Annotated in this window: 14 protein-coding genes; 5 read left to right on the forward strand and 9 right to left on the reverse strand. The window is 32.8% G+C overall.

Going from position 1 to position 14537, the window contains the following annotated elements:
* Positions 1-25: 25 nt before the first annotated feature.
* The 5 genes from ES675_RS14910 to ES675_RS14930 form a co-directional block, all read right to left on the reverse strand.
* Positions 26-568, reverse strand: coding sequence for an RNA polymerase sigma factor (locus ES675_RS14910; protein WP_066252723.1), 543 nt, complete (start codon positions 566-568; stop codon positions 26-28).
* 204 nt (positions 569-772) lie between these two features.
* On the reverse strand, positions 773-2602 hold the full coding sequence (locus ES675_RS14915) for an ABC transporter ATP-binding protein (RefSeq protein WP_066252720.1): 1830 nt from the start codon (positions 2600-2602) through the stop codon (positions 773-775).
* Entirely contained in the window at positions 2603-4333 is a 1731-nt protein-coding gene (locus ES675_RS14920; RefSeq protein ID WP_148367538.1) for a phospho-sugar mutase, read from the reverse strand.
* Between the two features lie 60 nt (positions 4334-4393).
* Positions 4394-5335 (reverse strand): glycosyltransferase family 2 protein, encoded by a 942-nt coding sequence (locus ES675_RS14925; protein WP_066252718.1) that lies wholly within the window; start codon positions 5333-5335, stop codon positions 4394-4396.
* A gap of 43 nt (positions 5336-5378) precedes the next feature.
* Positions 5379-5909, reverse strand: coding sequence for a DUF4199 domain-containing protein (locus tag ES675_RS14930; RefSeq protein ID WP_066252714.1), 531 nt, complete (start codon positions 5907-5909; stop codon positions 5379-5381).
* A 287-nt stretch (positions 5910-6196) separates the two neighbouring features.
* On the opposite strand from ES675_RS14930, the gene ES675_RS14935 reads away from it, so the two are divergent.
* Together ES675_RS14935 and ES675_RS14940 are read left to right on the forward strand one after the other, a co-directional pair.
* Positions 6197-6448 (forward strand): type B 50S ribosomal protein L31, encoded by a 252-nt coding sequence (locus ES675_RS14935; protein ID WP_066252712.1) that lies wholly within the window; start codon positions 6197-6199, stop codon positions 6446-6448.
* A 77-nt stretch (positions 6449-6525) separates the two neighbouring features.
* Positions 6526-7701, forward strand: coding sequence for a GlmU family protein (locus tag ES675_RS14940; RefSeq protein WP_066252711.1), 1176 nt, complete (start codon positions 6526-6528; stop codon positions 7699-7701).
* 30 nt (positions 7702-7731) lie between these two features.
* Here ES675_RS14940 and ES675_RS14945 read toward each other — a convergent pair whose 3' ends face one another.
* Both ES675_RS14945 and ES675_RS14950 read right to left on the reverse strand, forming a co-directional pair.
* Positions 7732-9315, reverse strand: a complete 1584-nt coding sequence (locus tag ES675_RS14945; RefSeq protein ID WP_066252708.1) for an ABC transporter substrate-binding protein — start codon at positions 9313-9315, stop codon at positions 7732-7734.
* 109 nt (positions 9316-9424) lie between these two features.
* Positions 9425-9721 (reverse strand): N-acetyltransferase, encoded by a 297-nt coding sequence (locus ES675_RS14950; RefSeq protein WP_211362534.1) that lies wholly within the window; start codon positions 9719-9721, stop codon positions 9425-9427.
* A 116-nt stretch (positions 9722-9837) separates the two neighbouring features.
* Here ES675_RS14950 and ES675_RS14955 point away from each other — a divergent pair, with 116 nt between their 5' ends.
* The 3 genes from ES675_RS14955 to cls are packed head-to-tail and all read left to right on the forward strand — an operon-like array spanning position 9838 to position 12936.
* The gene (locus ES675_RS14955; RefSeq protein ID WP_066252706.1) at positions 9838-10518 is read left to right on the forward strand and encodes an alpha/beta hydrolase; all 681 of its coding nucleotides are present in this window, start codon (positions 9838-9840) and stop codon (positions 10516-10518) included.
* Between the two features lie 34 nt (positions 10519-10552).
* Positions 10553-11482, forward strand: coding sequence for a lytic transglycosylase domain-containing protein (locus ES675_RS14960; protein WP_066252704.1), 930 nt, complete (start codon positions 10553-10555; stop codon positions 11480-11482).
* Complete coding sequence (cls, locus tag ES675_RS14965; RefSeq protein ID WP_066252702.1) at positions 11482-12936, forward strand: cardiolipin synthase; 1455 nt, start codon at positions 11482-11484, stop codon at positions 12934-12936. Before ES675_RS14960 ends, cls begins: the two co-directional genes overlap by 1 nt.
* Position 12937: 1 nt before the next feature.
* Here cls and ES675_RS14970 read toward each other — a convergent pair whose 3' ends face one another.
* Complete coding sequence (locus ES675_RS14970) at positions 12938-13504, reverse strand: hypothetical protein (RefSeq protein WP_066252700.1); 567 nt, start codon at positions 13502-13504, stop codon at positions 12938-12940.
* Positions 13494-14390: a DUF6263 family protein gene (locus ES675_RS14975; RefSeq protein WP_066252699.1), complete on the reverse strand. Its 897-nt coding sequence runs from the start codon at positions 14388-14390 to the stop codon at positions 13494-13496. The genes ES675_RS14970 and ES675_RS14975 overlap by 11 nt, the downstream gene beginning before the upstream one ends.
* Positions 14391-14537 lie beyond the last annotated feature (147 nt).

Genomic DNA, 14537 nt, shown 5'->3' on the forward strand with positions numbered 1-14537 from the left:
TTAGACTCAAAATTCTTAAAAAGGTTTAATCGTTCAGTAAGTAGTCTTCTACTTTTTTAACCGCAATGTGATAAGATGCTTTTAAAGCACCTTCACTAGTTTCTAATATTTCAGACATGTCTTTATATTTCAATTCTTGAAAATACTTCATATTAAAAACGAGTTGTTGCTTTTCTGGTAATCTAGCAATAGCACGCTGTAATTTTAGTTGAATATCTTCCCCTTCAAAATAAACATCAGCTTGCAGATTTGCAATAGCTAGATCCTGAACTTCCTCATTGGTGATCTGCATCTGTTTAGCGCGCTTATTAATAAATGTTAAGGCTTCATTAGTTGCAATGCGGTACATCCAAGAAAATAATTTGCTATCACCTTTAAAATTATCAATATTGCGATAAATTTTTATGAAGGTATTCTGCAACACATCATCTGTATCGTCATGTGATTTAACAAGATGCCGAATATGCCAATATAGTCGCTCTTTGTATTGCGATACCAAATCGTTGAAAGCCACATGACGTGTGCTTTCAGACTTTAAATCGGCTACTAATTGGGTTTCGGTATTCACAAATCGATTTTTACTTTAGACTAGCAGAAGGTAAAAAAGTTTAATGAGACTTTGAGAATAAGTTTACAGTATTCAGTGAACAGAAAAACAGGAACAGAGAATATAGCGTAAAGAAAATAGACTAAAAGCTAAAGAATTAGATGTAATTACAAGGAAAATTAGATGGTTTAATTGATAAATTTCAAATTATCTTTTATTTAAAATCTACTCAAAACTTTGCATTTCTACCAATCTGCGGTACATACCATTTTTGTCTATCAATTCAGTATGTGTTCCTTGTTCCACTATCTGACCATGTTGCATAACAACAATTAAATCGGCATTCTGAATAGTGGATAAACGGTGTGCAATAACAATAGATGTTCGGTTTTTCATCATGTTATCAAGCGCCACTTGAACTAATCGTTCGCTTTCGGTATCTAAAGCCGAAGTGGCTTCATCTAGTATCATAATTGGTGGGTTTTTAAGAACAGCTCTAGCAATACTTAAACGCTGCTTTTGTCCGCCCGAAAAGTTGTTTCCAGCATCGCCAACATTGGTGTTAATCCCATTTGGTAATTCTTGAACAAATTCCCAAGCATTAGCTATTTTTAAAGCATCAATTACTTCCGTATCGGTAGCACCTGGTTTACCAATTAATAAGTTGTTTTTTATGGAGTCATTAAATAAAATGGAGTCTTGGGTTACTAATCCCATTTGGTCTCTTAATGACTTTTTGGTCATGTCCTTTATATCGATACCATCTATTGTAATATTGCCTTCATTTACATCGTAAAAACGGGTAACCAAATTAGCAATGGTACTTTTTCCACTACCAGATTGCCCAACAAACGCCAAGGTTTTACCTTTCGCTACTTGTACGCTAAAGTTTTTTAGAACAAGATCATTATCGTATTTAAACGAAATGTTATTGATAGAAACTTTATCTTTAAAATCCTTGAAATCTATAGCATCAGGATTATCTTCCATGTTGTCTTCTTCATGTAGAATTTCAAAAACACGATCGGCAGCTGCCATACCATTTTTAACTTTATAACTCGCTTTGCTAATTGCTTTTGCAGGCGTTAAAATACCATATGCAAGTAACATGAAACCAATAAATGTTGTGCCTTCTATCACTTCATCAATAAGTACTAATTTACCACCGTACCATAATAATACGGCTATGGTAATGATTCCTAGTATTTCGCTTATAGGGCCAGCAAGATTATTTTTTAGGCCTATACTATTGGATAACTTTAAAAGCTTACTTGCCGAGTTTCTAAAGTTTTCTTTAAAAAGTGGTTCTGCATTATAGCTTTTTACAATTTTTAAACCCGTTAAAGTTTCTTCAACTATAGAAATTAATCGACCAGATTCTTGTTGTGCTGTTAAAGATTCACTTTTAAGTCTTTTTCCAATCCTCGAAATTATAAATCCAGCAGTTGGGATAAAAACTAAAACAAAGAGTGATAAGCGCCAGTTTATATAAAACATGGTTCCTAAAGCAAAAACAATGTTTAAGGGCTCTCTTACTATTAATTCTAAAACGATAAATAGAGAGTTTTGCATTTCACCAATATCACCTAAAATACGTGCCATGACATCTCCTTTTTGTCTTTTTGAGTAGAATTTTAATGGCAGATTAATAATATTGTCATACATATCATTACGTAAATCTGTTAACACACCATTTTTAAGATACATAACATGTTGACTCGCTAAATAACCAAATAGGTTTTTTAGCGCAAATGTGGAAATAACGATGGCGATTACTATAACCAAAGCCATTTGGGCATTATTAGCATCCAGATAACCGCTTATTTTAAAGTTAAGCAAATCATTGGCGTAATTCTTTAAGTCGCCAATGCCATTCCAAATTGGTGCTTCTGTTACTCTATTCGTTTTATCGAATAAAACATTAAGCATAGGAATTAATGCGACAAAGGAAAGGGTTGTAAACAACGCATTTAGAACATTAAAAATCACATTTAAAACAACGTGTTTTTTATAGGTCTTAATAAATGGTAATAGCTGGATTATTATTTTTTTCATCTAGTTTAGATTCATGTCCTTCAAAATTGCATCAATCTTGTTTTCCAATTTCTGTTCCGTTGCTTGAAACGCTGACACATTGTCCAAAGTGGCATTAACGCTAATGTAAAACTTAATTTTCGGTTCCGTTCCACTTGGCCTTAAAGCTATTTGGCTACCATCCTCTAAATAGTAAATTAATACGTTTGATTTTGGAATATGAAGTTGTTCAATATGGCCATTGCTTAACTGTCTAGATTGTGATAATTGATAATCTTCAATTTTAACAACTTTAGATCCATTCACTCTTTCCAAAGGGTTTTCGCGTGCATCATACATCATCTGTTTAATTTCTTGAGCACCTTCAATACCTTTTTTGGTGATAGAAACTAAACGTTCTTTATAAAAACCATGTTCTACATATAAGTTGATTAATGCTTCATAAATGGAGCTGCCTTGTGCTTTTGCCTGGGCTGCAATTTCACAAGCCAAAAGGGTAGCGGTAACAGCATCTTTATCGCGAACAAAATCGCCAACCATGAACCCGAAACTTTCTTCACCACCACCAATAAAATTAAGTTCTGGGAAGTCTTTTATCATTTTAGCAATCCATTTAAATCCGGTTAAACCAATTTTACATTCCACCTGATATGCATCTGCTAACTTTTGCATCATGGGCGTGGATACAATGGTAGAACCAATAAATTCCTTGCCTTTAATTCTGTCGGATTTTTTCCATTGCTTTAATAAAAATTCCGTCATGATTATCATGGCTTGGTTGCCATTGAGGATAATCATTTTATTATCTAAATCTCTAACAGCCACACCAACACGATCGCTATCTGGATCAGTTCCAATAACAATATCAGCTTGTACTTTTTCTGCTAATTCCAAAGCCATTTTTAAGGCTGCAGGTTCTTCAGGATTTGGCGATTTTACAGTAGGGAAATTACCGTCTGGTTTGGCTTGCTCTTCAACAATATGCACCTGATTATAGCCAGCGCGTTTTAAGGTTTCTGGAATAATAGTGATAGATGTACCATGTAAAGAAGTGAAAACAATATTTAGATTGTCTTTTGCTTCCGGATCTGTATTAAAACTTCCATTTTTAACAGAAGCATTAATGAACACATTATCTAAAGCTTCACCAATGTAATTAATTAGCGGTTCTTGCGCTTCAAAATTAATTTCAGAATATTCTAAGCGATTAATTTCGGCAATAATTTCAGCATCTTGAGGTGGAACTAGTTGACCACCATCTTGCCAATACACTTTAAATCCGTTGTATTCTGGCGGATTATGAGAAGCCGTTAATACAATACCACAATGGCATTTTAAATATTTTAATGTGAAGGATAATTCAGGAGTTGGACGTAAATCTTCGAATAAAAAGACTTCAATATTATTGGCTGAAAACACATCTGCAACCAGTTTGGCTAAAGATTGACTGTTATGTCGACAATCGAAAGCAATAGCAACTTTTATAATTTCACCAGGGAAGCTTTGTTTCAGATAGTTGCTTAAACCTTGTGTGTTTTTTCCTAACGTATATTTGTTAATTCGGTTGGTTCCGATTCCCATAATACCGCGCATGCCTCCAGTTCCAAACTCTAAATCTTTATAAAAAGCTTCTTGTAATTCCGATGGATTGGTTGCTATTAAATTTTTTATATAATCTTGAGTCTCTGTATCAAAAGTAGGCGTTAACCAAGTGTTTATACGCGCTAATAATTCAGGTTTAATATGTATCATAGTTGTAATAAAGTAGCGTACATCAGTACGAAATTCATAAAAATGTGAGCTGGATAACCGTTAAATAGCATTTTTTACTAAATACCGTTTTCTGTTTTCTTTGGTTCGTAATATAATTTCGCCTAGAAAACCAGCAACAAAAAATTGGGTACCAATAATCATGGTTACCAAGGCAATAAAAAACTGTGGTCTTTCGGTAATAAGTCGGCCGTAAGGATTTAAAAATAGTTTATCAATTCCTAAATAAAAGGAAAATGCAAATCCAATAGCAAACATCATTACGCCAAGTGCACCAAATAAATGCATAGGTCTTCTTCCAAATCTGGAAATAAACCAAATAGTTATTAAATCTAGAAAACCGTGAATAAAACGATCCATTCCAAATTTTGTTTCGCCATACTTTCTAGCTTGATGCTGCACCACTTTTTCACCAATTTTAGTAAAGCCTGCATTTTTTGCTAATACCGGAATATAACGATGCATTTCACCATTGACATCAATGTTTTTTACCACATTTTGTCGGTATGCTTTTAAGCCACAATTAAAATCATTGAGTTTAACACCAGACGTTTTTCTAGCTGCCCAATTGAATAGTTTTGACGGCATATTTTTAGAAAGTACGGAGTCGTAGCGTTTTTTCTTCCAACCGGAAACCATGTCAAAACCGTCAGAAATAACCATATTGTATAAATCAGGAATTTCTTCTGGATTGTCTTGAAGATCCGCATCCATAGTAATTACAACATCGCCTTCGGCTTTTTCAAAACCAGCGTGTAAGGCTTGCGATTTTCCGAAATTCCGTAAAAACTGAATACCTTTTACAGCCTTGTTTTTTTCTGAAAGCTGCTGAATGATTTTCCAAGAATCATCTGTGCTACCATCATCAATAAAAAGGATTTCATAAGAAAAATGATTGGATTGCATAACATTTGCAATCCAATCATGTAGCTCTATTAAAGACTCTTGTTCGTTAAGTAGTGGTATGACTACTGATATATTCATGGATGTGATTTCATAGGTGAAACACCAAAAGTAACGAAATTATTTAAGCTTGTATATCTTCTTTTTTAACAACCAAAGCAACAATAAGGCCAACGACGCTAAAACCGACCAATTGAAATGCCAAAGCTTGTAAAATATTACCAATAGAATACATATCCTCTTGCTTTTCCATTTCTTCAACTATTTGAGCAATTGATTCTTCTGGTGCACCAAAACCACGCATCATTTCAACCTGTGACGTCAGTATTTTTTCTTGTAATATTCCTGAAGCTTCTGGATCGACAATGTTGAAAATTACATAACTAACAACAGTACTAATCACTAATCCTATAAGGACTGTAATAAAAAATGATGTAAATGCGCCTTTAAAACTAATAAAGCCATTTAGTGCGCCTCTTGATTTTGTTGAAGACATAACACCTAAAACAATAACCAAAATCATCATGGCAATTCCAAACCACCATTTAGTAAATAAATCTAGACTTATAGCATAAGCCATAACTGTTAATAATGATAAAATTCCGCCAAGATATAGACCGAAATTAATTGCAATTGATTTAGTAGATGTTTCCATTTTGTTAATTTCTTTTAGTTGATTATAAAAAGTTAGTAAACAAATATAACAAAACGTTACAATAAACTGTATTTTAAATACCTACTTATTGTTTAATTATGGGAATTTGACTACTTTTGCTTTTAGAAGAAAAAGAAGTAAGAAAGGCAATTAGAAAAAAGAGGTGAGACGGAATAATTTAGCAATATGACATATTTCATATAAATAAATTAAAAAAGTATTGCATAGTTATTAAAATTGCCTAAATTTGCACTTCGAAAAAAGTTAAGATATTAAAGCATTTAGCGATGAAAAAAGAAATACATCCAGAAAATTATAGAGTAGTAGCGTTTAAAGACATGTCTAATGAAGACGTTTTTTTAACAAAATCTACAGCAAACACGAACGAAACTTTAGAAGTGGAAGGTGTTGAATATCCATTAATTAAAATGGAGATTTCTAGAACATCACACCCGTTTTACACAGGTAAATCTAAATTAATAGATACAGCTGGTCGTATTGACAAGTTTAAAACTAAATACGCTAAATTTAAAAAATAAATTTAGTCTAAAATATATTTCTAAAAGCCTTTCAACTATTGAAAGGCTTTTTTTATTTTTACCAAAAAGCATATCTCATGAACTACATTCTTTTTGATGGTCCTTCGCGCAATAATTTATTGCCTTTTACGTATACACGACCTGTTGCAGACATTCGCATTGGTATATTAACCATTCGCGAGAAATGGGAACTTTATTTAGGTTCTACAACCACGACCGTAACAGAAGAGTATTTATCAGACAAATACCCAATGGTTGAAATGGAGCAGAATGTCATGATTAATGCCTCTTATTTGCCAAATGATGAATTGGTAGCCATGATTACAGATTTGAGTGAAAACCAAGCCATTTTTAAGGATGAGGATGTTATTGCTTTTTATACGAAAGAATCTCAAGAGGAAGTTAATTTTGATACTTATGAGGCTATTGAATATACCGAATCACTTTTAAAAGTTGAAAATACATGGGATATTTTCTCTAAAAACGGCGAAGCGATTCAAGATGATTTTGAACTACTAACAACGAATAGAAAATCGCAACCCATTCCAGCAACGGTTAATACAATTCATCCGGAATCTATATTTATAGAAGAAGGCGCAAAACTAGATTTTGTAACCTTGAATGCTACAAATGGCCCTATTTATATTGGTAAAGATGCCGAAGTTATGGAGGGAAGCGTTATTCGCGGACCTTTTGCTTTATGTGATCATGCAACCGTGAAAATGGCTTCTAAAATTTATGGACCAACAACGGTTGGACCTCATAGTAAAGTAGGAGGAGAGGTGACTAATTCCGTGATTTTCGCATATTCTAATAAAGGTCATGATGGTTTTTTAGGAAATTCTGTTATTGGCGAATGGTGCAATTTAGGCGCCGATACCAATAATTCGAATTTAAAGAACAATTATGCGGAGGTACGCCTTTGGGATTACCAAACGGAAGGGTTTGCAAAAACAGGTTTGCAATTCTGCGGACTTATGATGGGTGACCACAGTAAATGTGGTATTAACACCATGTTTAATACGGGAACGGTTGTAGGTGTAAGTGCTAATATTTTTGGGAGTGGATTTCCGCGAAATTTTGTACCAAGTTTTTCTTGGGGAGGAAGTAGTGGTTTTACAACCTATTTAACCAAAAAAGCTTTTGAAGTTGCAGAAGTTGTTATGTCACGACGCGATATAAAATTCACAGCACAAGATGCCGCGATTTTAGAGCATGTTTTTGAAGAAACGAAACGGTTTAGAAGGGAATAGAGGTTAAAAGTTTTATTTTATTCATTGAATTCAATCGGTCTTTTTCACGCGTTTTAACTCCAATAAATTAATCGGGTTAATCCCCAAACCCGAAATATTTTTTCTGGTAAATCGGACAACTTCATCATAGAACATTGGCACAACAGGAGCAGAGGCCATCACTAAACTATCCATTTTGGTGTAAAGCCTTTCTCTTTCTAAAGTGTTAGTTTCTGTAAAAGCCTGTTCATACCAAGCATCAAACTGGTCATTTTTATAATGTGTGTAATTAGGACCATTAGGTGCAAAATTTTTGCTGTAATAGAGTGATAAATAATTTTCAGCATCTGGATAATCTGCTACCCAGCTAGCGCGAAACATATCTAATTTACCATTCGCTTTAGAGTCTTTTAAACTAGACGCAGGAATAACATTAATAGAAACCAAAAGGCCAGTTTTTTGGAGTTCTCTCTGAATATACTCGCAAAAACTTAAATAATTACTTGTAGTTGTAATCGTGATTTCAGGATTTTTATTGCCAGTTTCTGTTTTGAATTGTTCAACTAATTTTTTTGCTTTTTCTGGTTGATAATTAAATCCAGATTTTTGACTGTAACCAGGTAAGCCTTTCGGAATAAACCCGCCATGAGCTGGAATACCTACGCCATTCCGGAGGTAAATCATCATTTTCTCTCTATCAAAACCATAATTTACTGCTTTTCTGATATATTCTGATTGTATTTCCGAAACGTCAGAATCCATATAAAACGCCAAATATTCCGTATTTAAATAAGGACCACGTATCATGTTTACATCATTAGAATAATTGTCACGAAGTTTTCCATTGGCTGTTAGAATTTCATCTTTATAGGAAGCATCCAAGCCAGATACATAGTCTAAATTTCCTTGTGCAAACTGTAGAAATTCACTTTGCTTATCCGGAAGAAATGTTATAGCAACGGCTTCTAAATACGGCAGATTTTCACCTTGTTTGTCAGATTCAAAATAGTTATTGTTTTTTCTGAAAACGAGCTTTAAATTCTCTTCCCATCTTTTAAATTTAAAGGGACCAGTACCTATTGGGTTAGCTCTAAAATCAGTGCCATAATGTTCTACAATTTCTTTAGGAACTACGGAACAATACTTCATGGTTAGTAAGCCTAAAAAAGCAGGAAAGGGCTGTGTCAGTTTTATTTCGAAGATAGAATCATTAACCGCATAAAAGTCCTCTACTTTATTTAACACCCAACTGCCAGGCGATGCAATTTGTTTGTCTTTAATTCGGTTAAAGCTGTATTCAAAATCGGAAGCCTTTACCGTTCTGGTAGAATCCTTTCCAAATAAACCATGATTATGAAAATACACATCATTACGTAACGTAAACGTATAGGTTTTAGCACTATCTGAAACTATCCAATTTATGGCAATGCTTGGTTTGACGTTTAAGCTGTCATCCATTTCAACCAAGCCATTAAAAAGCTGATTGGTTGCCCAAATATCGGCTAGATCTTTAGAAAACGCTGGATCTAGCGAACTGATGTTTTTGTGTTCATTATACCGAAAAATATTTGTCAATTCTTTATTTTCAGGTGAACAGCCTAAAACAAGTAAAAAAAGTATAAAAATGTATTTCATTCTTAAGAGTAAGAAACATATCAGATTAGCCGAATAAAAAAACTAAAAACTTTTGATAAAAATACATTTTTTAAAACAATTATATCAAAAATAAACATTGGGATAAATATTAGATGCGAACACCAACGGGAAGCATACTTTTGTATTGTCTGTTTTTTCTAATAAATCTGGCTATTTCAGGACTTGTGGGAACAACGCTTAAATTACGCTCTTGGATGTTTTTGAAAACGATAATTATAAATTCGTTTTGAAATGATTCCGAAAACACGTCTTCGGGAATAATAAGCTTGGTTAAAAATATTTTACGTTCCTGAAGTGAATATTCAATTTTTGCAAGTTGATCGTCTATTTTTAACTCAAACTGACGCAAAAAGTCATTGTCAATGAGTTCATGTTCTTCTATCATAATATTCTTTTTATTCAATGGAATTATAGGGAGTGAAAACTATTTTTATATAGTTTTGTAACACAAATTTACGAAAAATTATTGTCATTGTTAATATTAAAGGCTTTTAATACCTTATGAATCAAGATATAATACATGTATATTTTATGCCTGGATTGGCTGCAAGTCCAACCATTTTTGAATATATAAAACTACCCGAATCAAATTTTAAAATTCACTTGTTGGAATGGCAAATTCCGGAAGTTAATGAAACACTATCTAGTTATGCATTACGATTAGTAAATCAAATAACAGAAAATAATATTGCGCTAATTGGCGTTTCATTTGGTGGGGTTTTAGTTCAGGAAATGAGTAAGCATTTAAAAATTAAGCGATTAATAATTATTTCTAGCATAAAAAGCAAAGAAGAAATGCCGAATCGGATGAAAATTATGCGTGCAACTAAAGCCTTTAAATTGTTTCCAGCTTCTTTAATGGGTAACATGGATCTAATGGCAAAATACGCTTTTGGAGAAACCGTTAAAAAGCGCGTGGCGCTTTATAAAAAGTATCTTTCCGTAACAGATCCAAGATATATTAATTGGGCGGTAAAAGAAATGATTTGTTGGAATCAAAATAAAGCACCAGAGAATATAATCCATATACACGGATCATTGGATAATGTTTTCCCATACAGGCATATTAAAAATTGTATTACGATTGATAAAGGAACCCATATCATGATCCTCAATAAATACCGTTGGTTTAATGAACATTTACCACAACTTATTTTAGAGGGTTCTAGTGAATCATGTTGATTTTTTTTATAACTTTAAACAAAAACTTACAGAGATGAAATTGATGAAAAGAATGTTAATGATGGTAGGATTGTTAAGTTTAACTTTCCTATTTATTTTTGCGCAACAGAATGCAAAAACCGATGAAAATTTTGAGAAGCAACTCATAAACGATTATAATGTTTATGCACTGCAAATTCCTGATAATTTAGATTTTGCAGGTGAAGCATTACCATTAAAAGACCCGGATATTTATGAACGCATGGACCGTGAATTATTGGTAAATACCTATTGGCAGTCCAACGGTTTACTCATGTTTAAGCGTGCCAAAAAGTACTTTCCAATTATTGAGCCTATTTTAGCAAAACATGGTGTTCCTGACGATTTTAAATATTTAGCCGTTATAGAAAGTGGTTTAACAAATGCTGTTTCGCCAGCAGGTGCAAGAGGTGTTTGGCAAATAATGCCAGCAACTGCACGTGAATATGGATTGGAAGTAAACGATAATGTAGATGAGCGATATAATTTAGAAATGTCGACTGAAGTCGCTTGCGATTACTTAAAAAAGTCCAAAGAGAAATTAGGATCATGGACATTGGCAGCTGCGGCTTATAATGCTGGAATGTCTGGAATATCTAGACGTTTAAGTGAACAAAATGTTACTGGATATTATGATTTGCTTTTAGGTGAAGAAACAGGACGCTATATGTTTAGAATTGTTGCATTAAAAGAAATTTTATCTAACGCAGATAAATATGGTTTTAATTTTAGAGATAAAGACTTATATATAAATATTCCTACCTATAAGGTAGCTGTAGATACAGCGGTTACGGATTTTACTGCTTTTGCAGAAAATTATAAAATCAATTATAAAATATTAAAAATTCATAACCCTTGGTTACGTGAACCTTTTTTAAACAATAAGTCTAGAAAAAACTATTTGATTGAAATTCCGCAAGACGGTTACTATTCCACAAAACCTTAATGTTAGACTTCTTAATTGATAATATTTGGGTCATTGTAATTATCCTGAATTATGTTTTAGCAATTTCGGCTGCTATAACTATTTTATTTAAAAACATAAATCCCACTAAAACCCTTTCTTTTATAATGGTTTTAGTGGTTTTTCCATTTTTAGGATTGATAGTCTATTACTTTTTTGGACAGGAATACCGTAAGAATAAAATTTTCAACCGAAAAAATGTTCTCAACGAAAAAATTATACAAAATCTGGGGAGAGATTTTGAGTTAAGTGAAAGCCAGCTTCATAAATTAGATGATTTTTTAGACGAAAAAATTAAACTCGTTCATCTCCTTAATACTAATAAAAACACGCCTGTAACATTACATAATGACCTTCAAATAATTAAAAATGCCAAAAAGAAGTTTGAATTATTATTTGAGGACTTAAAAAATTCCACGCATCATATTCATTTAGAATACTACATTTTAAAAGACGATAATATCGGAACAAAACTTATTGATATTCTTTGTGATAAAGCGAAGGAAGGTATTAAAGTCCGATTAACTTTTGATGATGTAGGAAGTAAAATGTCTTGGAGAACTAAAAGAAGAATGCGCCAAAGTGGAATTGAGTTTTATGCGTTTATGCCTGTTTTGTTTCCCAGTTTCACGGGTAAAATGAACTATAGAAACCATCGAAAAATTGCTATTATTGATGGAAAGATAGGCTATGTTGGAGGTGTAAACATTTCAGATAGCTATGTGAATTATAAAAATGGTGATTCGTATTGGCGCGATACCCATTTACGAATAGTGGGCGAAGCATTAAAACCGCTTCAAGTACATTTTTTAATGACCTGGGACTTTGTATCTAATTCAAGTTGTGAAATTTCTTCGGAATTATTCCCTGATATTCAAATTGAATCCACCAAAGCAGTTCAAATTGCCGCAAGTGGTCCTGATACCGATTGGGCAAATATTATGGAAGCTATGTTTGTAGCCATTAATACAGCTGAAAATTATGTGTATATAACAACACCTTATTTTATTCCAAATGATGAAATAGTTACAGCTTTGCAGGTAGCAGCAAAGATTGGTTTGGATGTACGATTGCTAATTCCTAAAACGTCAGATTCTTGGACAGCCAAACATGCTACCAACTCGCATATAGAGCGCTTATTAGAAGCGAAAGTAAAAGTATACCGCTATACCAAAGGCTTTGTTCATGCAAAAACGATGGTAGTAGATGATTTGTTTTCTACCATTGGAACCGCAAATTTAGATTACAGGAGTTTTAATGTTAATTTTGAAATTAATGCGCTTATCTATAATAAAGAAACAAGTGTTGAACTAAAAAATATTTTTCTAGAAGACCTTGAAGATAGCGAGGAACTTATATTAGAAAAATGGCAACAGCGTTCCAAGTTTGCTAAACTAAAAGAATCCTATTGCCGACTTTGGTCACCGTTACTATAAATTAACGTCTTTTACCGCGCATTTGATTCTGACCATAATGTTGATTTGGGCCTTGAGAACGTTTCATGTTCTCTTTCATCATTTTAATTTGATCAGCAAGCATGTTACGTTTATCTAATTTCTCCGCTTCTTTAAGAAGTAATTTAGATTCGTTTTTTCTGTTTTTAGTAAAAGCAATTCCGGCTAAATTTAATTTGGCCATTGCTAAATCATGATCCATAGATAAGCCTAAAGAAATTGCTTTTTTAAAGTGCTTCTCGGCTTCATTCATATTAGATTGAGATACCATAATACCATGTAAATAGTAGTAATAACCTTCTTGTTTCTTTACTAAAGCGCTACTTGGGTTTTTAATTTTATCAAGCCATTTTTTCGCACCTTCAAAATCTTGTTTTCGAAGTCTTAAGAATGCTATTAGAATAAATTCATTTTTAAAATATAGAAACACAAAAATTGACGATAGTAATATAAACATGATACCATTACCAATGTTACCTTCCACAAATTGATAAATAGCAAACGCAATGATGCCTATAGCTATGATTAATTTTATAATTTTATTGTACATAAAGTTTCGTTTTATAGGTTGTAACCGAATTTATAGTTGTTGGTATTTTTACTGAATTATTTTGCAAAGATACAGTGTTACCTTGAGTTTTAGAAGTCACAGACATAGTTTTTACAATACCCGTCTTAATATCTGCAGAAATAAGCGTTTTTTGTTCACCTTCTAAAATCATAGTGTAATTTTCTTCAACAGACTCTAAAGAAATATATGCGGTGCCTAAAATGTCAATCGATGGACTTAATGCTTTAAGAGTCCATGTATTTTTGGCTTCCAATTCACCCGAATAGGTGTTTTCCCAGCGATCATTAACAGCCACTTTTTTTGACGGATAAATAAAGGTGAATTGCTCAAAACTATCTGAAAGACTTTGGCTACCAAATTCTTTCTTCATTTCCTCAATCATGATTTGTTTTGTGAATTCGTCTTCAATTCCAGCGTGTTTCATCATATTATTAATTAGGCGTGTTGTACCACGAACACTAATAATATCACCAGTTTTTAAAAGTTCAATCTTTAGTTTAGATTGGGTTAGTCCAGAAAAAATAGCCGCTTCCGTATCACCGTTTTCAATGGGTTCATCTGTATTAATAGACATAATTTCGCCATATAAATTGGAGTTTGACTGCAGTTTAAAAAGTTTGTACGTAAAATCTAAAATATAGGAGCTATCTGTGACTGTTTTAACCGCTAAAACAAACTTGCTTTCCAAAATATTGGTCATTTCATGCTTCGTTCCATCAATATCTTGGGTAATTTTTTGATTAGCTTTCTGATGAACTGCAATGCTATCTCCAATTTTTAATTTATATTGCAACTGCGTTTGTGCATAGGTATTACTACCTAATAGGGTGAATAGTAATATACTAGTCGCTAAAATTCTCTGCATTTATTTACCTTTTTTAAGGACTACAAAGAAACTAAAATTTTATCTATAAAATATTTTTAAAATAAGGTTTGTTAAATAAAAAAGGGTTTGTATATTTGCACGCAGTTTTAGGGATAGAACCTAAAACAAGGTTAAAAGATATTAAGA

Source organism: Algorimicrobium algoritergicola (assembly GCF_008086165.1).
GTDB lineage: Bacteria > Bacteroidota > Bacteroidia > Flavobacteriales > Flavobacteriaceae > Algorimicrobium > Algorimicrobium algoritergicola.

What these genes read in the sequence shown, in the direction of transcription:
- ES675_RS14920 (WP_148367538.1), bottom strand. Translation starts at nt 4,333, where the DNA reads ATGATACATATTAAACCTGAATTATTAGCGCGTATAAACACTTGGTTA.
- ES675_RS14970 (WP_066252700.1), bottom strand. Translation starts at nt 13,504, where the DNA reads ATGTACAATAAAATTATAAAATTAATCATAGCTATAGGCATCATTGCG.
- ES675_RS14940 (WP_066252711.1), top strand. Translation starts at nt 6,526, where the DNA reads ATGAACTACATTCTTTTTGATGGTCCTTCGCGCAATAATTTATTGCCT.
- cls (WP_066252702.1), top strand. Translation starts at nt 11,482, where the DNA reads ATGTTAGACTTCTTAATTGATAATATTTGGGTCATTGTAATTATCCTG.
- ES675_RS14960 (WP_066252704.1), top strand. Translation starts at nt 10,553, where the DNA reads ATGAAATTGATGAAAAGAATGTTAATGATGGTAGGATTGTTAAGTTTA.
- ES675_RS14975 (WP_066252699.1), bottom strand. Translation starts at nt 14,390, where the DNA reads ATGCAGAGAATTTTAGCGACTAGTATATTACTATTCACCCTATTAGGT.
- ES675_RS14945 (WP_066252708.1), bottom strand. Translation starts at nt 9,315, where the DNA reads ATGAAATACATTTTTATACTTTTTTTACTTGTTTTAGGCTGTTCACCT.
- ES675_RS14925 (WP_066252718.1), bottom strand. Translation starts at nt 5,335, where the DNA reads ATGAATATATCAGTAGTCATACCACTACTTAACGAACAAGAGTCTTTA.
- ES675_RS14935 (WP_066252712.1), top strand. Translation starts at nt 6,197, where the DNA reads ATGAAAAAAGAAATACATCCAGAAAATTATAGAGTAGTAGCGTTTAAA.
- ES675_RS14930 (WP_066252714.1), bottom strand. Translation starts at nt 5,909, where the DNA reads ATGGAAACATCTACTAAATCAATTGCAATTAATTTCGGTCTATATCTT.
- ES675_RS14955 (WP_066252706.1), top strand. Translation starts at nt 9,838, where the DNA reads ATGAATCAAGATATAATACATGTATATTTTATGCCTGGATTGGCTGCA.
- ES675_RS14915 (WP_066252720.1), bottom strand. Translation starts at nt 2,602, where the DNA reads ATGAAAAAAATAATAATCCAGCTATTACCATTTATTAAGACCTATAAA.
- ES675_RS14950 (WP_211362534.1), bottom strand. Translation starts at nt 9,721, where the DNA reads ATGATAGAAGAACATGAACTCATTGACAATGACTTTTTGCGTCAGTTT.